Origin of the sequence: Mesorhizobium sp. B4-1-4 (assembly GCF_006439395.2) — a bacterium.
Taxonomy (GTDB): Bacteria; Pseudomonadota; Alphaproteobacteria; order Rhizobiales; family Rhizobiaceae; genus Mesorhizobium.
The window spans coordinates 1,624,935-1,643,928 of the sequence record NZ_CP083950.1; the positions used below are offsets into that span (position 1 = coordinate 1,624,935).

At 63.2% G+C, this 18,994-nt stretch carries 15 protein-coding genes and 2 pseudogenes; 6 read left to right on the forward strand and 11 right to left on the reverse strand.

The features are described from left to right. Window positions 1-3 precede the first annotated feature (3 nt). A complete protein-coding gene (locus FJW03_RS07820) occupies window positions 4-1,071 on the forward strand; it encodes an ABC transporter ATP-binding protein (protein WP_140610104.1) in 1,068 nt (355 codons plus the stop codon). A 72-nt stretch (window positions 1,072-1,143) separates the two neighbouring features. On the opposite strand, the gene rpmG is transcribed toward FJW03_RS07820, so the two are convergent. From rpmG to FJW03_RS07860, 8 genes are all read right to left on the reverse strand, one after another. Further along, window positions 1,144-1,311, reverse strand: a complete 168-nt coding sequence (rpmG, locus tag FJW03_RS07825) for a 50S ribosomal protein L33 (protein WP_006201775.1) — start codon at window positions 1,309-1,311, stop codon at window positions 1,144-1,146. 155 nt (window positions 1,312-1,466) lie between these two features. After that, window positions 1,467-1,925, reverse strand: a complete 459-nt coding sequence (locus tag FJW03_RS07830) for a hypothetical protein (RefSeq protein ID WP_140610103.1) — start codon at window positions 1,923-1,925, stop codon at window positions 1,467-1,469. 113 nt (window positions 1,926-2,038) lie between these two features. Further along, window positions 2,039-3,217 carry an MFS transporter gene (locus FJW03_RS07835; RefSeq protein ID WP_140610102.1) on the reverse strand — a complete coding sequence of 393 codons (1,179 nt, stop codon included), beginning with the start codon at window positions 3,215-3,217 and terminating at the stop codon, window positions 2,039-2,041. A gap of 23 nt (window positions 3,218-3,240) precedes the next feature. Next, window positions 3,241-3,981 carry an NUDIX hydrolase gene (locus FJW03_RS07840; RefSeq protein ID WP_140767025.1) on the reverse strand — a complete coding sequence of 247 codons (741 nt, stop codon included), beginning with the start codon at window positions 3,979-3,981 and terminating at the stop codon, window positions 3,241-3,243. Window positions 3,982-4,054: 73 nt separating this feature from the next. Then, window positions 4,055-4,489, reverse strand: a complete 435-nt coding sequence (locus FJW03_RS07845; protein ID WP_181168935.1) for a DUF983 domain-containing protein — start codon at window positions 4,487-4,489, stop codon at window positions 4,055-4,057. Continuing rightward, window positions 4,489-6,795, reverse strand: coding sequence for a ribonuclease R (gene rnr / locus FJW03_RS07850; protein ID WP_140767024.1), 2,307 nt, complete (start codon window positions 6,793-6,795; stop codon window positions 4,489-4,491). The genes FJW03_RS07845 and rnr overlap by 1 nt, the downstream gene beginning before the upstream one ends. A gap of 6 nt (window positions 6,796-6,801) precedes the next feature. Next, a complete protein-coding gene (gene topA / locus FJW03_RS07855; RefSeq protein ID WP_140767023.1) occupies window positions 6,802-9,432 on the reverse strand; it encodes a type I DNA topoisomerase in 2,631 nt (876 codons plus the stop codon). Window positions 9,433-9,800: 368 nt separating this feature from the next. Then, complete coding sequence (locus tag FJW03_RS07860; protein WP_140610097.1) at window positions 9,801-10,178, reverse strand: hypothetical protein; 378 nt, start codon at window positions 10,176-10,178, stop codon at window positions 9,801-9,803. Window positions 10,179-10,385: 207 nt separating this feature from the next. Here FJW03_RS07860 and FJW03_RS07865 point away from each other — a divergent pair, with 207 nt between their 5' ends. After that, window positions 10,386-11,132 carry a cytochrome c biogenesis CcdA family protein gene (locus FJW03_RS07865; RefSeq protein WP_140767022.1) on the forward strand — a complete coding sequence of 249 codons (747 nt, stop codon included), beginning with the start codon at window positions 10,386-10,388 and terminating at the stop codon, window positions 11,130-11,132. Window positions 11,133-11,265: 133 nt separating this feature from the next. Continuing rightward, window positions 11,266-12,633, forward strand: coding sequence for a bifunctional UDP-N-acetylglucosamine diphosphorylase/glucosamine-1-phosphate N-acetyltransferase GlmU (gene glmU / locus FJW03_RS07870; RefSeq protein ID WP_140610095.1), 1,368 nt, complete (start codon window positions 11,266-11,268; stop codon window positions 12,631-12,633). A 9-nt stretch (window positions 12,634-12,642) separates the two neighbouring features. Here glmU and FJW03_RS07875 read toward each other — a convergent pair whose 3' ends face one another. Next, complete coding sequence (locus FJW03_RS07875) at window positions 12,643-13,038, reverse strand: MAPEG family protein (protein WP_140610094.1); 396 nt, start codon at window positions 13,036-13,038, stop codon at window positions 12,643-12,645. A gap of 253 nt (window positions 13,039-13,291) precedes the next feature. Here FJW03_RS07875 and glmS point away from each other — a divergent pair. Further along, window positions 13,292-15,116, forward strand: a pseudogene (gene glmS / locus FJW03_RS07880) (glutamine--fructose-6-phosphate transaminase (isomerizing)). 112 nt (window positions 15,117-15,228) lie between these two features. On the opposite strand, the pseudogene FJW03_RS07885 reads toward glmS, so the two are convergent. Next, a pseudogene (locus FJW03_RS07885) lies at window positions 15,229-15,511 on the reverse strand (GIY-YIG nuclease family protein). 280 nt (window positions 15,512-15,791) lie between these two features. Between FJW03_RS07885 and FJW03_RS07890 the strand changes: the two are divergent. Beyond that, window positions 15,792-16,544, forward strand: coding sequence for a DUF502 domain-containing protein (locus FJW03_RS07890; RefSeq protein ID WP_140759958.1), 753 nt, complete (start codon window positions 15,792-15,794; stop codon window positions 16,542-16,544). Here the strand turns inward: FJW03_RS07890 and recG are convergent. Further along, complete coding sequence (gene recG, locus FJW03_RS07895; protein ID WP_140759960.1) at window positions 16,496-18,604, reverse strand: ATP-dependent DNA helicase RecG; 2,109 nt, start codon at window positions 18,602-18,604, stop codon at window positions 16,496-16,498. The two genes, FJW03_RS07890 and recG, sit on opposite strands and share 49 nt — an antisense overlap. A gap of 92 nt (window positions 18,605-18,696) precedes the next feature. Between recG and FJW03_RS07900 the strand changes: the two genes are divergently transcribed. Next, window positions 18,697-18,984, forward strand: a complete 288-nt coding sequence (locus tag FJW03_RS07900) for a succinate dehydrogenase assembly factor 2 (protein ID WP_140759962.1) — start codon at window positions 18,697-18,699, stop codon at window positions 18,982-18,984. Window positions 18,985-18,994 lie beyond the last annotated feature (10 nt).

An 18,994-nucleotide genomic window follows, 5' to 3' on the forward strand; every position in this document is an offset into this window, starting at 1 on the left:
TCGATGGCTTCTGTTACGCTCGAAAAGGTCCGCAAGGACTATGGTGCCGTTCGTGTCCTGCACGCGGTCGATCTTGAAATCGCCGATGGCGAATTCGTCGTCCTGGTCGGTCCGTCGGGCTGCGGAAAGTCCACGCTTTTGCGCATGATAGCCGGGCTTGAGGAAGCCTCGGGCGGCGAGATCCGCATCGGCGAGCGGCTGGTCAACGACGTGGCGCCCAAGGATCGCGACATCGCCATGGTGTTCCAGTCCTATGCGCTCTACCCGCATATGGATGTGTCGAAGAACATGGGCTTCAGCCTCATGCTGAGGAAAGCCGAGAAGCCGGCGATCGATGCCCGTGTCGATGGCGCGGCCAAGCGGCTCGGCCTGGACAGTTTCCTGCAACGCCTGCCCAGGCAGTTGTCGGGCGGCCAGCGCCAGCGTGTCGCCATGGGCCGGGCCATCGTGCGCGATCCCAAGGTTTTTCTGTTCGACGAGCCGCTGTCGAACCTCGATGCCAAGCTGCGCGTTCACATGCGCGCCGAGATCAAGGCGCTGCACCAGCAGCTGAAAACCACCTCGGTCTACGTCACGCACGACCAGATCGAGGCGATGACCATGGCCGACCGCATCGTCGTCATGCATGACGGGCTGATCCAGCAGGTCGGCGCGCCGCTCGATCTCTATGACCGTCCAGCCAACATGTTCGTTGCCGGCTTCATCGGCTCGCCCGGCATGAATTTCCTGCCGGCGACGATTCGCAAGGGCGATGGATTGGAAGCGGAGCTGGCCGATGGCCAGTCGCTGAAACTGCTGGACGGCCTGCCGCTCAAGGAGGGTGATACAATCACCGTCGGCCTGCGGCCCGAGCATATCCGGCTGGCCGCTGACGGTGCTCTGCAAGGCGAGGTGGGGGTGGTGGAGCCGCTCGGTCTGTCGACGCAGTTCTACGTCAAACTGGCCGGCCAGCAGCTTTGCGTCTTCGCCATGGGCCGTGCCGGGGTAAAGCCCGGCGATACTGTGCGGCTCGCGGCCGATCCGGCGTCGCTGCATCTGTTCGACCCGAAAAGCGGCGATCGCATCGGGTAGGGGACTCAGTCCGCCGACCAAACAAAAAACGCCGCCCAATGGGCGGCGTTTTGCATTCCACAGAAACCCAGATTACTTGATCTTGGTTTCCTTGAATTCGACGTGCTTCTTGGCGACCGGGTCGTACTTGCGGAACGACAGCTTGTCGGTCTTGGTACGGCTGTTCTTGCTGGTCACGTAGAAGAAACCGGTGTCGGCGGTCGACAGAAGCTTGATCTTGATGTTTGCGGCTTTGGCCATGGTATCAGTCCGTTTGTTCGTGGAGTTTTGGCCGCTGGAGCACGGGGAAAACACCCGGACGCGGGAAACTTGGCGCGACACATAAAGAACGTACCCGGAAAGTCAAGCCCGGCCGACCCCGATGTGGCCCGTTCGATCTGCCCGGTATGCACAAATTACACGGTTACCGCCTCGGGCGTGGCAACCTTCTTCCAGTCCCCGGTCGTGTTCCACCAGCGATTCGGATTGGCGCGGTCGTCCAACCCCTTGGAGCGGCTGGCAAGGATCGGCTGCAGGCGGATCACCGGCTCCTGGTAGGAATGCGCCTGGAAAATCGCCTCGACGACGCGGCTGGCCAACGCCTGGTCATCAGGCAGTTCGAATGAAACCTCGACCGTGCCCGGGCGGCGGCGCAATTCGGCTTCGGCGCCGGCGGCCGCACCTTCCAATGGCCTGTAGCGCTCGACGCCGTACGCCGATTGATAGGCGTTGCGGTCATACTTGCCCATGGCCAGCGGGGCGATCGCGACCACCGCGTCCATGATACGGTCGACATCCGCGGCTGGGGCCTGGAAGGTCACAAGCAGCAGAAGCGTCATTCGAAGGGATGTGGTTTCAAAGCCGCTGTCGATCATGGGAGTGTCCTCAACTTCCGATGTTTGGGAACACTTCTTTTAACGCCTGGCTGCTGACATGGTTCTGTCAGCAGCCTGCCGCCGCACGGCGGAGACAAAGGGCTTTTGTCGCGCTAGAGGAGAATCTTGCGCACAAGCCTGAAGCAGACCAGGACGATGTAGGCGGCGAAGAACAGGCCGAGCGACCAGCCGAAGCCGGAAGGTCCGAAACTGTCCATGCCGATCCCGATCGCCTGCGGGCCAAGCACCATGCCGACGCCGTAGCACAGCACGAAAGCGGCATTGGCCGACGCCAGTTCGTGGCCAGAAAGCTGCGAACCGAGATGGGCGAGGCCGATCGTGTACATGGCCGCGACGACACCGCCCCAGACGAAAAGCAGCGCTGCCATGAAGTGCCAGTTCGCGGCGAAGAAGGGCATGAACACCGTGCCGGCCAACCCTACAATGGCGCAGGCGAGCAGCAGATAGCGGCGATCGCTCACCCTGTCGCTGATCATGCCGATCGGTATCTGCAACAGAACGTTGCCGAGACCGATCATGGTCAGGAGAAGTGCCGCGTCGGCCTCGGAGTAGCCGATGCGGTTGCCGTAGACTGGAAACAGCGCGAAGCCGCCGGTCTCCACCGCGCCGAACACCAGCACGGCGAAGGTCGCGGTCGGAACCAGCCAGATGTAGCGCAGGAAGTTGCTGGTTTCGCCGTCGGCGACAATGGTGGGGCTTTCGTTGCGCGCCGCCAGCACCGGTATCGCGGCCAGCGTCACCAAGGCGATGATGACGCCGAATGGCTTGAAGCCGGAGCTGCCGAGATGGGCGAACAGCCACGGACCGGCTGCAAAACCGAGCGACAGGACAGTGGCGTAAATGCCAAGGACAAGGCCGCGCCGATAGGGAGGCGCCGACGTGCTGATCCAGAATTCCGACAGGATGAACAGCACGGTCAGTGCGATGTGCAGCACGACGCGCAGCGGGAACCACATCCAGAAATCGGGTGCGAAATGAAAGCCGATGAAGGCAAGCGCGCCGGCGGCAATCATGCCAATCATGGTCCAGGCGACACCGAAGCGCATGGCGAGCGGTGTGGCCAATGGCGCTCCGGCGATCGAGGCCAGGCCGGCGACGGCCGTGTTGAGGCCGATCATGGAGGCCGAATGGCCGCGTGTTTCCAGGATGACGCTGAGCAGGGGCATGCCCAGGCCGATGGCGATGCCGACGACGCTGATCGACGAGATCGCCGCGATCATCGGCAGCCAGTGTACGCGTTCGTCGCCCTTTGGTTGGGTATCGACCGTCATGGGATATCTGAGTACTCGATGTTTTACAGAATTTCGCGGGTGAAGCGATTGCGGATCAGCCGGTAGAAAGGGACGGGGCTGCCCGGACGCAGCTGCGGATCATGGGCCAGACGCCTGTCCAACTCGTCCAGGATCGTTCGGGTGATGTCGGGTATGTCGGCTTCGCGAGCCTTGGCAAGCGGTAGCCAGACCAGTTCCTCGAGTTCGTTCGTCGGGCCGCCACCGGGCAGTTCGACGGCGACATCGCCGCGCCAGGCGCTGAAGAAGCGTGTATCGAAGCGGCGCACCCGGTTGGGCGGAGTGATGGCCCGGGCGATGAAGCGCAGCATGTCCAGGGACGGCTGCACGCCATGTTCGGCAAAACCCTGCCAATCGCGCCTGGCGGTGGCAAAGGCACCTTTGCGGCCGATCAGAAGCCCGGCTTCCTCGTAGGTCTCACGGATCGCCGACAGGGCGATGGCGCGGGCTCGTGCGGCGCTGGTGCGACCTGGGCCGGCGGTAAGCTTTGTTTCCTGTTCCGGGTGTAATGCCGCGGCGACAGCGATGCGACTGTCGGCAGGGTCGGTGCGGCCCCCTGGGAAGACGAATTTTCCAGGCATGAAGGCGTGGCCGGCATGCCGGCGACCCATCAGCACCAGAACTTCATCGCCCTTGCGGTCGAGCAGGATCAGGGTCGCCGCATCGCGCGGGCGTATCGGCCGATCGCTATGAGCGATCATGCTCCGCTCGATCCTGTCGACTTCCGCCTTGGTCATACCATCCATGCGCAGGACCTAGCGGAAACTTCTTGCATGCGAAAGTGGCCTTGATGATCGGCATGTTGCGCCAGCCAGTACCTCAGGCTCCCGGATGCGGCTCGATCACATCCTTTTCGCCACCAAATCCATGCATATAGAACGCCCATTGCAGTCCGATGACGGCACCTTTGACAGGCTGCAGCAGTGCAACCGACAGCAAGATGGTCAAGGGCACCCAAATCGCGATGTGCTGCCAGGTAGACAAGGTCGAGGTCGCTTCGACGCCCATGAAGGCGCCGAGAACGATGTGGCCGACGATGACGATGACCAGATAGGCCGGCAGGTCATCGGCGCGATGGTGGTGGATCTCCTCGCCGCACACGCTGCAGGTCTCCACGGTCTTGGTGAAGCCGCGAAACAGCTTGCCTTCGCCGCAGTTCGGGCAGCGGCCCAGCAGACCGCGCTTCATCGCCGTCCACAACGGGCGGGCCACGCGGCCCGAGTGATGTTCGCCGCCGAAAACCTGTTGTTCCATCATCGTCTCCTGCCGCGTGAACCCGGTCGCGATTGCGACGCACGGGCGCGGCCTTTAGCCTTGTGAAATGACCGTTTCGAGCCTGGCAGGGGCTTCGGGTCGGTCAACATTTCGAAACGCATCGCGCCGGCCATCGGAGCCACCTGGACGAGCCGAACCTCGACGCGATCCGCCAGTTGGTAGCCTTTGCCGGAGCGTTCTCCAAACAGGGAGCGGGCAGTTTCGTCGAATATATAGTAATCGCCGCTCAGAGTTGACACGGGGATGAAACCATCGGCGCCATACTGCGGCAATTGGACAAATAGTCCTGATTTGGTGACGCCGGAGATGCGGGCATCGAACCGGTCGTCAATGCGTTCGGCAAGATAAGCGGCGATCAGCCGGTCGACCGTGTCGCGCTCGGCAGCCATCGCGCGGCGTTCGGTCCCGGAGATCAGCACCGCGACATCTTCGAGCCGCGCCGCTTCGTCCTGGGTCAACCCTCCCGGACCGAGGCCGAGTGCGGTGATAAGTCCGCGATGCACGATCAGATCGGCGTAGCGGCGGATCGGCGAGGTGAAATGCGCGTAGCGCCTCAAATTGAGGCCGAAATGGCCGATGTTCTTCGGCGAATACTCGGCCTGGCTCTGCGAGCGCAGCACCACCTCGTTGACCAGGCCTTCATTGTCGGCGCCGCGTACGCGTTCCAGAATGCCGTTGAATTGGCTGGGCCGCATCTGCGCGCCGCGCGCCAGCGACAGGCCAAGCGTCTGCAGGAACTCGCGCAGCGATTCCTGCTTGGCGAGCGAGGGCGCGTCATGGATGCGATAGACCAGCGCCTGTTTCTTCGCCTCCAGCGTTTCGGCGGCGGCGACATTGGCCTGGATCATGAATTCTTCGATCAGCTTGTGGGCATCGAGCCGTTCCGGCACGATGACGCGGTCGACCGTGCCATCGTCTTTCAGCAGGATTTTGCGTTCCGGCAGGTCGAGTTCGAGCGGCTGGCGGCCTTCGCGCCCGCGCTTGAGGATCGCGTAGGCATCCCACAGCGGCTTCAGCACCGTGTCGAGGATCGGCCCGGTCTTGTCGTCCGGCACACCGTCGATTGCCGCCTGCGCCTGCGGGTAGGCGAGCTTCGCCGCCGACTTCATCATGATGCGGTGGAACGAGTGCCTGATCTTGTGACCATCGGCGGAGAAGGTCATGCGCACCGCCAGCGCCGGCCGGTCCTGCCCCTCGCGCAGCGAGCAGAGGTCGTTGGAGATGCGCTCGGGCAGCATCGGCACGACGCGGTCCGGAAAATAAACCGAATTGCCGCGCTTCAGCGCCTCGCGGTCGAGCGCCGTGCCGTACCGGATATAGGCGGCGACGTCGGCGATGGCGACCGTAATGACCACGCCGCCAGGGTTCTTCTCATCACTATCAGGTGTGGCGAATACCGCGTCGTCATGGTCCTTGGCGTCGGCCGGATCGATGGTGACGAGCGGCAGGTCGCGCCAGTCCTCGCGGTTGGCCATCGTCGCCGGTTTGACGGTTTCGGCTTCAGCAATGACGTCGGCCGGGAAAATGTGCGGAATGTCGTGGGCGTGGATGGCAATCATCGAGACCGCCTTTTCACTGGTCAGCGAGCCCAGCACGTTGAGTACCTTGGCCCTCGGCAGCCCATAGCGAGAGGCTCGGGCGGGTTCGACCTCGACCAGGTCGCCGTTCCTGGCCCCGTTCTGGAATTCCTTGTCGACGACCAGCTCCGGCTGGCGCCGTTCCACCGGCTCGATGCGAAAGGTGCCGTCCTGAAGCACCCGGAAGACACCGAGAACGGCATCGTTGCGCTTCTCGAAGATCTTCATCACCCGGCCGGTATAGGCGGGACCCGACGGATCATCGGTCGGGAACGTCTTGGCCAGCACGCGGTCACCGATGCCCGGCGCCGGCCCGCTGCCGCCGCGCGACACCCGAATCGAGACCACGGGCGGCTCGCCCGGGCCGACGGACTCGGCCGGGTGCGCCAGCAAGACGCCGTCGCCATCACGGCCAAATATGTCGAGCACGGCGACATGGGGCAGGGCGCCGACGCGGGCCAGCCGCTTGCGCTCCTTGCTGAGGATACCCTCATCCTGAAGGTCGCGCAGCAGGTCCTTCAGCCAGATGCGGTCGTCACCGCGCAGCGCGAACGCCTTGGCGATGTCGCGTTTTCCCGCCCGGTCTGGGTTTTCGGCGATGTAACGCAGGATTTCGTCGCGCGAAGGCCGGTAATCGTCCTTGACCTTGGCCCTGGTGTCGGCGGTGCGCGGGTCGCCGTGGCTTCTTCCGGTGATCCTGCGCGCCACGCCGTCCTACCCTTTTTTTTTCGCGGCCGGCTTCTTGGCCGCTGTTTTCTTGGCCGCCGGGGCCTTGGCCGCTGCCGCCGCTGTCTTGCGGGCCGGTTTCCTGCCGCCGCCGCCGCCCTTGGCTTCCTTCTCGGCAATCAGAGCCAGCGCATCTTCCATGGTCACCGATTGCGGATCCTTGCCCTTGGGCAGCGTGGCATTGACCTTGCCAAAATTCACGTAAGGTCCGTACTTGCCGTCTCGCACGACGATCTTGCCGCCTCCGTCCGGATGGTCACCGAGCTCCTTCAGCGATGCCGGAGTACCACCGTTGCGGCCGCCCTTGGCCTTCGACTGCTTCTCGGCAATCACGGTGACGGCCCGGTTGAGGCCGATCGAGAACACATCCTCGATGCTATCGAGATTGGCGTAAGTGCCATCATGCAGCACGAAGGGGCCGTAACGGCCGAGCCCGGCCGAGATCATCCTGCCGCTCTCGGGATGCTTTCCGACGTCGCGTGGCAGCGACAACAATGCCAGCGCCTTCTCATGATCGATGGAGTCCGGCGTCCAGCCCTTGGGCAGGCTCGAGCGCTTGGCGTCCTTGCCCTCGCCGCGCTGGATATAGGGGCCGAAGCGGCCAGAGCGCAGCGTGATTTCCTCCGCAGTGTAGGGGTCCTTGCCGAGCAGCCTGGTGCCGTCCTCGCCACCGCCATTCTCGCCATTCGGGTTGGCGGCGTCGCCGAGCTGGCGGGTGAAGGAGCATTCGGGATAGTTCGAGCAGCCGACGAAGGCGCCGAACTTGCCAAGCTTCAGCGACAGATTGCCGGTGCCGCATTTCGGGCAGATGCGCGGGTTCGAACCGTCCTCGCGGGCGGGAAAAACCAGCGGTGCCAGTTCCTCGTTCAGCGCATCCAGCACGTCGGTGACGCGCAGTTCCTTGATGTCGGCGACGGCGCCGGAAAAATCCTTCCAGAAATCGCGCAGCACGTCCTTCCAGGCGAGCTTGCCGTCCGAAATCTCGTCGAGCTTTTCCTCCAGTGATGCGGTGAAGTCGTACTCGACGTAGCGCTCGAAGAAGCTTTCGAGGAACGCCGAGAGCAGGCGGCCCTTGGCCTGCGGCACCAGCCGGCGCTTGTCGATGGCGACATAGTCGCGGTCCTCGAGCGTCTTCAGAATCGCCGTATAGGTCGACGGCCGGCCGATGCCGAGTTCCTCCAGCTTCTTGATCAGCGAGGCCTCGGAGTAGCGCGGCGGTGGCTCTGTCGTGTGCTGGGTGGCGTTGATTGCCTGGCGGGTGAGCTGCTCGCCGGCACGGATCTCGGGCAAGCGGCGGTTTTCCTCGTCTTCCGCGTCGTCGTCCTTTTGGTCGGTGTAGGCGGCGATGAAACCGTCGAAACGGACGACCGAACCCACGGCGCGAAGCTCGGCGGTGCGGGCGCCGTTTACGGCTTCGATCTCGACAGTCGTGCGCTCGATCTCGGCCGGCTGCATCTGGCTGGCGATGGCGCGCTTCCAGATCAGTTCATAGAGCCGCGCCTGGTCGGCATCGAGATACTGCCTGACCGATGCGGGGGTGCGCATGAAATCGGTCGGTCGGATCGCCTCGTGCGCCTCCTGGGCATTCTTGGCCTTAGCGGTGTAAAAACGTGGCTTTTCCGGCAGGTATTTTGGGCCGAACTCCTTGGCGATCGCATCGCGCGCGGCGGAGATCGCCTCCGGCGCCATCTGCACGCCGTCGGTTCGCATATAGGTGATCAGGCCGGCGGTCTCGCCGCCGATGTCCATGCCCTCATAAAGCCGCTGCGCCACCTGCATTGTGCGGGTGGCCGAGAAACCGAGGCCCGACGAGGCGGCCTGCTGCAGCGTCGAGGTTGTGAATGGCGGGCCGGGGTTGCGCTTGGTCGGCTTGGCTTCGACGGACAGCGCCTTGAAGGCGGCGCCTTCGAGCATTGCCTTGATGTCGTCGGCCTGCGCCTTGTTGGAAATGTCGAGTTTTTGGAGTTTCTTGCGCTCGAAGGCGGTCAGGCGTGCTTCGAAAGTGTCGTTGCGCGGCGTGCCGAGAATGGCTGCGATCTGCCAGTATTCCTCGCGGATGAAGCGCTCGATCTCGGATTCGCGGTCGCAGACCAGGCGCAGCGCCACCGACTGGACGCGGCCGGCGGAGCGGGCACCCGGCAATTTGCGCCACAGCACCGGCGACAACGTGAAGCCGACGAGATAGTCCAGCGCCCGGCGGGCGAGATAGGCGTCGACCAGCGGCGCATCGATCTGGCGTGGATTGGCCATCGCCTCCAGCACCGACGATTTGGTGATGGCGTTGAAGACGACGCGGCTGACCGGCTTGTCCTTCAGCGCTCGCTTCTGCTTCAGCACTTCCAGCACATGCCAGGAAATGGCCTCACCTTCGCGATCCGGGTCGGTGGCGAGGATCAGGCCATCGGCATCCTTGACCGCCTTGGCGATATCGGCGAGCCGCTTGCCAGATGCGGTATCGACCGCCCAGGACATGGCGAAATCTTCATCCGGACGCACCGAGCCGTCCTTGGCCGGCAAATCGCGGACATGGCCGAACGAGGCGAGGACTTTGTAGTTCCTGCCGAGATATTTGTTGATTGTCTTCGCCTTGGCCGGCGATTCGACGACGACGACGTCCATGAGGTCTCTTATCTGCTGTGATGCGCCAGAAGAATTCCGCTGCGCGCGACGAAATCTCGTTTCTGTTTGTCGCTCACATGGCCGCGCTTTTGCATCCGGTCAAGGGGAGGCGTCTAAATTGCCGGACTGTCCGCAGCGAATACACTCATAGAGTGTATGGAGAAAATAACAGAATTTCGGTCAGGGGAGGTGATGGCCGCAAGCCGGCGAAAATGACCGGATGCTCTTCCGACGAGTCGAGAAAAATCGCCTGGCGTGCCGCCCCTCTACCACATGTGCCGGTGCACGAAAGGAAGCTGGCCGCCGCTGCATGGAGGGGGCGGCGACCAACCTCTGTCCCGCCGACACGCGGGAACGGGTGTTGAGGCTCAGTCGGCCTTGACGACGTGCCAGACGTCGGCGACACCGTCACCGCTCATGTCACCGGCCTTCTTGTCCTTGACGAAGGTGTAGACCGGCTTGCCGTCATAGGCCCACATCTTTGTGCCGTCGGTGCGGTCGATAACAGTCCATCCGTCGCTGGCCTTGGCTCCGGCTTCGGCCTTCAGCGGCGGCCAGTTGGCGGCGCATTTGTCGTAGCAGTTGCTCTTGCCTTTCCCGTCCTTGTCATAGGTGTAGAGCGTCATGCCCATCGCGTTGGTGTATATCTTGGTGCCACCGGCCTCCGCTTCCTTCCACGCCTCGGCGGCGAAGGATGCTACGGTGCTGAGCAGTAGCGCGGCCAGCCCTGCGGTCATCGTTTTCATGGAAATCTCCCTGGCTGATATCTGGAGACTCGCGGAAAATCGCGGCCTCGTTATGTCAACGCCCTGCGCGGCTGCTTTCTTCCCCGCCCGCGATGACTTGCCACAGCATGGTGGTTGGCCACAGCATGGTGATTGGCCACAGGATGGTGATTGGCGAACAAACCCGTGTGCCGCTATATCGTCGCCAGAACAGTCGGAGCTTTTGGAATGGCATTGGACATCGGCTATGTCAGCGCGGTCGGGGCGGGCGCCATCTCGTTCCTGTCGCCTTGCGTGCTGCCGTTGGTGCCGCCCTATCTCTGCTACATGGCCGGCGTTTCGGTCGAGGATTTCCGCGGCAATGCCGGTGTGACGGCAAGGGAAGGCGCGCGCGGCGCGCTGCTCTACTCCTCGATCGCCTTCGTGCTCGGTTTCTCGACCGTGTTCGTGGCGCTCGGCGCGGGCGCCTCGACCATCGGCCGGCTGCTGCGCGTCTGGCAGGAGCCGCTTGCGATGGGCGCCGGTGTGCTGATTATCCTGATGGGCCTGAATTTCCTGGGCATCCTGCGCATCCCGCTCCTGTCGCGCGAGGCGCGCTTCCAGTCGCAGGGCAAGCCGGCCAGTGCCGTCGCCGCCTATGTAATGGGTCTGGCCTTCGCCTTCGGCTGGACGCCGTGCATCGGTCCGGTATTGGGGCCGATCCTGACGCTGGCCGGCGGCCGCGAAACAGTGGGCGAGGGCGCGCTGCTGCTCGCTGCTTATTCGCTCGGGCTCGGCATACCGTTCCTGATCGCGGCGCTATTTTCTGGGGCTTTCATGCGCTTCCTCGGCAAGTTCCGTGTCCATCTCGGCCGTGTCGAGAAAGCAATCGGCGCGCTGCTGGTCGTCGCCGGCGTGTTCTTTCTCACCGGCGGGGTGCAGACGGTATCCTACTGGCTGCTGGAGAATTTCCCGGTGCTGGGGCGGCTTGGATAGCCCACCGCCGATGGACCTGCTGATTAAGAGTCAGCTGCTCCACCATCTCACCTGAATTTAACCGCATTGGTGCAGCATGGCCCCGCTGCTATCCTGTCTTGATTCCCAACGCATTTCATATGGTTGTCCGTCCATGAGCCAGAGATCCTGCCTGTCCGTCATTCTCGCCGCCGGCGAAGGCACGCGCATGAAGAGCGCGCTGCCGAAGGTGCTGCACCCGATCGCAGGACTGCCGATGGTGGCTCACGTGGTGAAGGCGGCCGAAGCCGCCGGCGCCAGCAGCGAAGCGATCGTCATCGGGCATCGCGCGGAAGAGATGCGCAAGGTGGTGGCGAAATTCTCACCGAAGGCAGAGACCTTCGTGCAAGAGGAGCGCCTGGGTACGGCGCATGCCGTTCTTGCCGCACGTGAAGCGATATCAAGGGGTCATGACGACATTCTGGTCATGTTCGGCGACACGCCGCTTATCGATGCGGAAGCGCTGACGCTGGCGCGGCTGAAACTCGCCGAAGGCGCGGCCGTCGTGGTGATCGGCTTCCGTCCGCCCGTTCCAAACGGCTATGGCAGGCTGGTCGAAAAAGGCGGCAAGCTGATCGCTATCCGTGAGGAAAAGGACTGCTCCGAGGCGGAGAAGAAGATCACCTTCTGCAATGCCGGCATGATGGCGATTGCAGGCAAGCATGCGCTGAAACTGCTCGATGCGGTCGGCAATCAAAATGCCAAGGGCGAGTATTACCTCACCGACATCGTCGAGATCGCCGGCGCCCAAGGTCTCGATGTGGTCGCCACCGAAGCCAGCTTCGAGAATGCGCTCGGCATCAACAACCGTGCCGAACTGGCGCAGGCCGAAGGTATCTGGCAGCAGCGCCGGCGGGAGCAAGCCATGCTGTCGGGCGTGACATTGATCGCGCCTGAAACGGTATATTTCTCGTATGACACCGAGATCGGCGCCGACACGATCGTCGAACCCAATGTCTGGTTCGGCCCGGGGGTGAAAATCGCCGGTGGCGCCAAGATCCACGCCTTCAGCCACATCGAAGGTGCCACTATTGCTGCCAATTGCGATGTTGGGCCGTTCGCACGGCTGCGGCCGGGTGCCGATCTCAGGCAAAAGGCAAAGGTCGGCAATTTCTGCGAGGTCAAGCAGGCCATCATCGAGGAAGGCGCCAAGGTCAACCATTTGACCTATATCGGCGATGCGCGGGTGGGCGCGGCGGCCAATATCGGCGCCGGCACCATCACCTGCAACTATGATGGTTATTCGAAATTCTTCACAGACATCGGCGAGGGCACCTTCATCGGCTCGAACTCGTCGCTGGTGGCGCCCGTTACGATCGGCAAGGGCGGCTATATCGCCTCGGGCAGCGTCATCACCGAAAATGTGCCGGACGATGCGCTGGCCTTCGGACGGGCTCGCCAGAAGACGATCCCCGGCAAGGGCAAGGAATTGCGCGAGCGCTTTGCTTCGGCAGCGGCCGCGAAGAAGAAGGCTGCGGAATAGGCAATGCTTTTACGCAAGCCATAAATAGATAACTCGCCCAAGCGCGCCGAGAAGCAGCACGAAGGCCGTCAGTGACTGGATGAAGAATCCAGGATACCGTTTCAACGGCGCGGAAAGGTATCCGACGAAATAGGCGATGCGTCCGATCAGCCAGACGAGCCCGAGGCCGGCGGCCCAGGCAGGGCTCCAGTAGATGGCGAACAGCCACATGGCCGGGAGGAAGATCGGCAGCCATTCGATCGTGTTGCAGTGCGCCCGGATCGCCCGTTCGAGCCGCGGGTCGCCCGTCATGACCGGGGCGAGTATTCCGGTCGTGGAATGGGTGCGGGCGACCGTCAAGGCCATACCGAATATCATGAGGCCGCAAAGCAGGGTGACCGCTGCCACCGGGTAATAGCGTTCCATGGTGCATCCTCCTTACGGACGAATTCTATACGGAGCATGGCCGGTCGCCAGCAATATCGCGCAAAACGATGCTGGCCGCAGGAACATCGCGAAAACCTGAACAATAGCGGTAACCGCTTGCAAGAGCGGTCTGTCATGGTGCATGCGTGCAGAAGCGTTCCGTTACACGGGGCGAAATGCAATGTGATTTTCGCGGCAGGCCGGCCATCCGTAAATAGCGCTGGTTTTCCACGGGCAATCGGGGACTGTCTGCATGTGCGGTATCGTTGGGATCGTCGGCCACTCACAGGTTGCGCCGCTCATCGTCGCTGCGCTGAAGCGTCTGGAATATCGCGGCTATGATTCGGCCGGCATCGCCACCGTCGAGCGTGGCAAGCTTGCCCGCCGGCGCGCCGAGGGCAAGCTGGTCAATCTCGAGCGCCGACTCAGGGACGAGCCGCTCGACGGCACCATCGGCATCGGCCACACGCGCTGGGCAACGCATGGCGTGCCCAACGAGACCAACGCGCATCCGCATTTCTCCGAAGGCGTGGCCATCGTCCACAACGGCATCATCGAGAATTTCGCCGAACTGCGCGACGAGCTGACGCGCGACGGCTATTCCTTCGCCTCGCAGACCGACACCGAGGTCGTCGCCCATCTGGTGGCGCGCGAGATGGCCAGGGGGCTGCAGCCGGTCGAGGCCGCGCACCAGGCGCTGAAGCGGCTGGAGGGCGCCTTTGCGCTGGCCATCATGTTCAGGGGCGACGACAACCTGATCGTCGGCGCCCGCAACGGGCCGCCGCTCGCCGTCGGCCATGGCGATGGCGAGATGTTTTTGGGCTCCGACGCCATCGCGCTCGCCCCGTTCACCAATTCGATCACCTATCTTGAGGACGGCGACTGGGCGGTGGTGCGCCGCGACGGCGTCGCCATCTTCGACATCGGCGGCAAAAAGGTCGACCGCAAGCGCCAGCAATCGCTGTCGACCAGCTTCATGGTCGACAAGGGCAACCGCCGCCATTTCATGGAGAAGGAAATCCATGAACAGCCCGAGGTGATCTCGCATACGCTGGCCCACTATGTCGATTTCGTCTCCGGCGTCTCGAAGCCGCTCGACCTGCCGTTCGATTTCGCCAAGATCGGCCGGCTGGCGATCTCGGCCTGCGGCACCGCCTATCTCGCCGGCCTGATCGGCAAATACTGGTTCGAACGCTATGCGCGGCTGCCGGTCGACATCGATGTCGCCTCGGAGTTCCGCTATCGCGAGATGCCGCTGTCGGGCAACGATGCCGCCTTCTTCATCTCGCAGTCGGGCGAGACCGCCGACACGCTGGCCTCGCTGCGCTACTGCCGCAAGGCCGGCATGAAGATCGGCGCCGTGGTCAATGTGCGCGAATCGACCATGGCGCGCGAATCCGACGTCGTGCTGCCCACACTTGCCGGTCCCGAGATCGGCGTCGCCTCGACCAAGGCCTTCACCTGCCAGCTGTCGGTGCTGGCCTCGCTTGCGGTGCGCGCCGGCGTGGCGCGCGGCGCGATCTCGACGGATGAGGAAAAGACCCTGGTGCGGGCGCTTTCGGAAGCACCGCGCTATGCCAACCAGGTGCTCAAGCTCGAGGCGCAGATCGAACGCATCGCGCGGGACCTGTCACGCTATTCCGATGTGCTCTATCTCGGCCGCGACACCAATTTCCCGCTGGCCATGGAAGGGGCGCTGAAGCTCAAGGAAATCTCCTACATCCACGCCGAAGGCTATGCGGCCGGCGAACTGAAGCACGGGGCCGATCGCGCTGATCGACGAGAACATGCCGGTCATCGTCATTGCCCCGCATGACCGCATCTTCGAAAAGACGGTGTCGAACATGCAGGAGGTGGCGGCGCGCGGCGGCAAGATCATCCTGATCACCGACGCCAGGGGAGCGGCGCAGGCGAGCGTGACCACGATGGAGACGATCGTGCTGCCGGACGTGCCCGAAATCATCTCGCCGATCATCTACGCGCTGCCGATCCAGATGCTGGCCTACTTCACCGCCGTGTTCATGGGCACCGATGTCGACCAGCCGCGCAACCTGGCGAAGTCGGTGACGGTGGAGTAGGTTTCATCCTTTCGTCATCCTCGGGCGGAGCAGGCGCGAAGCGACTGCGCAGACCCGAGGATCCATTCCGTGACCTTTGTGGCGGATCTAAACGGTGCAAAACCGAGCGCTACTATCCGATTCTACGGAAAAGCTCGAACCACTCTGAATTGGCCTTTTCGATCAGTTCGATCTTTCATTGGCGGCCAGCGTTTCAGCGACTTCTCGCGCTGAATTGCATCGCGAATGTCGAAGTATTCCTCGTACCAGACCAGCCGCTGCACGCCGTAGCGCCCGGTAAAGCGCGAGCCTTCACCGGATTTGTGCTCTGGCATCCGGCGCCCGAGATCGTTTGTGACACCAATGTAGATGGTGCCGCGCTTCCTGCTTGCAGTCATGTAGACATAGCCCGTAATGAGCGAAGGGATAGCGGCCAGACGACCCGGCGACAATCTTGAGGTTTTGCATTCTTCGGCGGACGTCACGGAATGGATCCTCGGGTCTGCGCAGTCGCTCCGCGACTGCTTCGCCCGTGGATGACGAAGGGAAGGATGTTTCGGCTAATCGAGGATGGAAGCGGCTTCCGCCCGAACCACTCGGGGCTGCGGCATAACAAGCCCTCTTTAAAAACTTCGCAGTTCCAAACCGGCTTCCGGTTCACTAATGTTGCGTTGCAACCCGCGCCTCCGGTGAACCATGTCCGATGCTCCGAAGACCTCCGGCATGACCCGGCTGAGGAACTATTTCCTCACGGGTTTCATCGTCTGCGCGCCCTTGGCGATCACCGCCTATATCGCCTGGTCGTTCATCGGCTGGGTCGATTCCTGGGTAAAACCCTATATCCCGGCACGGTATAGCCCCGATACCTACCTGCCATTCCCGGTGCCCGGGTTCGGGCTGATCGTGGCGCTGATCCTGATCACGCTGATCGGCTTCTTCGCCGCCAACATTGTCGGTCGCGCCATTGTCGGTTTCGGCGAGCGCCTGCTTGGCCGCATGCCGCTGGTGCGCGGCATCTACGGGTCGCTGAAGCAGATATTCGAGACCGTGCTGTCGAACAAGGGCGACATGTTCCGCCAGGTTGGGCTGGTCGAATATCCGCGCAAGGGCGTTTGGTCGCTGGTGTTTGTCGCCAGCGAAAAGGAGACAGAGATCAATGAGAAGCTTGACCAGGAGGGCGACCCTCTGATCGCCGTGTTCATGCCCTGCACGCCCAATCCGACGACCGGCTTTCTCATGTATGTGCCGAAGTCCGACATTGTGCTGCTCGACATGACGATCGAGGACGGCGCAAAATTGATCGTGTCGGCTGGACTGGTGGCGCCGGAAGTGAAAACCAAAGTGGTGACGCTGAATGGCGAGCCAATCAACGGAACCGTGGCCAACCCGCCGCTAGGAGCTCACCCGGCGCGCAGAAGCCGCACGGCCTCGTCGCGGCCGAACAAATAGAGCAACAGGCGTAGCGCTTCGCCGCGCTCGGATTGCAACTCCGGGTCGCGGGACAGGATCAGCCTTGCGTCGTCGCGAGCGGCCTCGAGCAGATCGGCATGCGCCTCGATCCGCGCCACCTGGAAACCCGGCGTGCCGGACTGGCGGGTGCCCAGCAATTCGCCTTCGCCGCGCAATTTCAGGTCTTCCTCGGCAATCAGGAAACCGTCTTCGGTCTCACGCATCACCGACAGCCTGCGTTTTGCGGTCTCGCCAAGCGGATCCTTGTAGAGCAGCACGCAAGACGAGGGTTTGTCGCCACGCCCGACGCGGCCGCGCAGCTGGTGCAACTGGGCAAGGCCGAAGCGTTCGGCATGCTCGATGACCATCACGGTGGCGTCGGGCACGTCGACGCCGACCTCGATGACCGTGGTGGCGATCAGGATGCGCGTCTCGCCCTGCTTGAAGGCACGCATCGCCTCGTCTTTCTCGCTGCCCTTCATGCGGCCGTGGACGAGGCCGATCCGGTCGCCGAACAGCGGTTTCAGCGAGGCGAAACGGTCCTCGGCCGACATCAGCTTGATCTCTTCGGATTCCTCGACCAATGGGCAGATCCAGTAGATTTTCTGGCCACCGGCGACAGCGTCGACCATACGGCCAACCAGTTCGTCGAGCCGCTCCAACGGCAAGGTGACGGTGCGGATTGGTTGGCGGCCGGCAGGTTTCTCCGTCAATTTCGACACGTCCATGTCGCCGAAGGCGGTCAGCACCAACGTGCGTGGAATGGGCGTTGCGGTCATCACCAGCATGTCGGGCGCGTCGCCCTTGGCAGTGATGGCAAGCCGCTGATGGACGCCGAAGCGATGCTGCTCATCGATGACGGCCAGCACAAGATCATGGAAGGTGACGGTCTCCTGGAACAGCGCATGGGTGCCGACGACGACGTCGATCTCGCCGCTTGCCAGGCCGGCCAGCGTGTCGGTGCGCTCGCGGCCCTTCTCACGGCCGGTCAGGATGGCGATGCGCAGCCCGACCCTGGCGGCGAGCGGCGCGATCGTGGCCAGATGCTGGCGCGCCAGGATTTCGGTCGGCGCCATCAGTGCCGCCTGGCCGCCGGCCTCGACGGCGCGCGCCATGGCCAGTAGTGCGACAACCGTCTTGCCGGAGCCGACATCGCCTTGGAGCAGCCGCAGCATGCGTTCGGGGTCGGCAAGGTCGGCATTGATCTCGGCGAGCGCGAATTCCTGGCTTGATGTCAGCGAATAGGGAAGAGCGGCGCGCAGTTCCTCAACGATGCTGCCGTCACCCACCAAAGGACGGCCGGACAGCCGGCGGACCTTTGCCCGGACCAGCGCCACCGAGACCTGGCCTGCCAGAAATTCGTCATAGGCGAGGCGTCGCCAGGCCGCGCCCTCAACCGAGACGTCGATCGGATCGGCCGGGTTGTGGATGCGCGAAAGCGCGTCGGCAAAGGCGGGAAAAGTGTGCCGGCGCATGAAAGCGCCATCCTGCCACTCTGGCAAATCGGGCACGCGTGCCAGCGCCTGGCCGATCGCGCGGCGCAGCACCTTGCCCGAGAGGCCGGCGGTGAGCGGATAGACCGGTTCGACGAGCGGCAGGTTTTCCGCTTCGCTGGCCAGCGCGATGTGGTCGGGGTGGACCATGGTCGGGCGGCCGTTGAACCATTCCATGCGGCCGGAGACAACGACATGCTCGCCCACGGGCATTGCTTTTTCGAGATAGGAGGCATGGGCATGGAAAAAGGTCAGACCGATTTCGCCGGTGTCGTCGTGGGCGTAGACCCGGTAGGGCACCGACCTGTTGCCGCGTGGCGGTGGCTGATGGCGATCGATGCGCACCTCGAGCGTGACGATCGCACCTTCGGCGGCAAGTGCGATGCCGGGCCGGTTGCGGCGGTCGATGACGGTGTGCGGCAGCACGAACAGAAGATCGCCGGCGCGCGCGGCGCGATCGCCGAGATCGGCGGGCACCACCTTCTCGATCAGCGTGCCGACCTTCGGCCCGACGCCGGCAAGCGAAGTGATCGGGACAAACAGCGGATCGAGGATGGATGGGCGCATGATGTCAGCTTATGTTGCGACGGCCGCAGCGCAAGGCTGACAGCACCTTCTATCCACGCTATATGCGCCGCAGCAAGCGAGGATGCGGCACAATGACCGGAACAAAACGATCAAGCGAGGGGCTGGATGCCCACCGCCGCAAACTCTTGTTCCGTTCCTGGCATCGCGGCCTGCGCGAGATGGACCTGATCCTCGGCACGTTCGCCGACGCCGAGATCGATTCCTTGACCGGCGAGGAAATCGACCAATATGAGAGGCTCCTCGACATTCCCGACGCCGAATTCCTGCCGCTGGTCACCGGCGAACGCCCGGTTCCGGCGGACATCGATTGTGCTGTCCTGCGAAAAATCCTGGCGTCCCGCCGGACCATGACTTTCTGAACACAAGCAA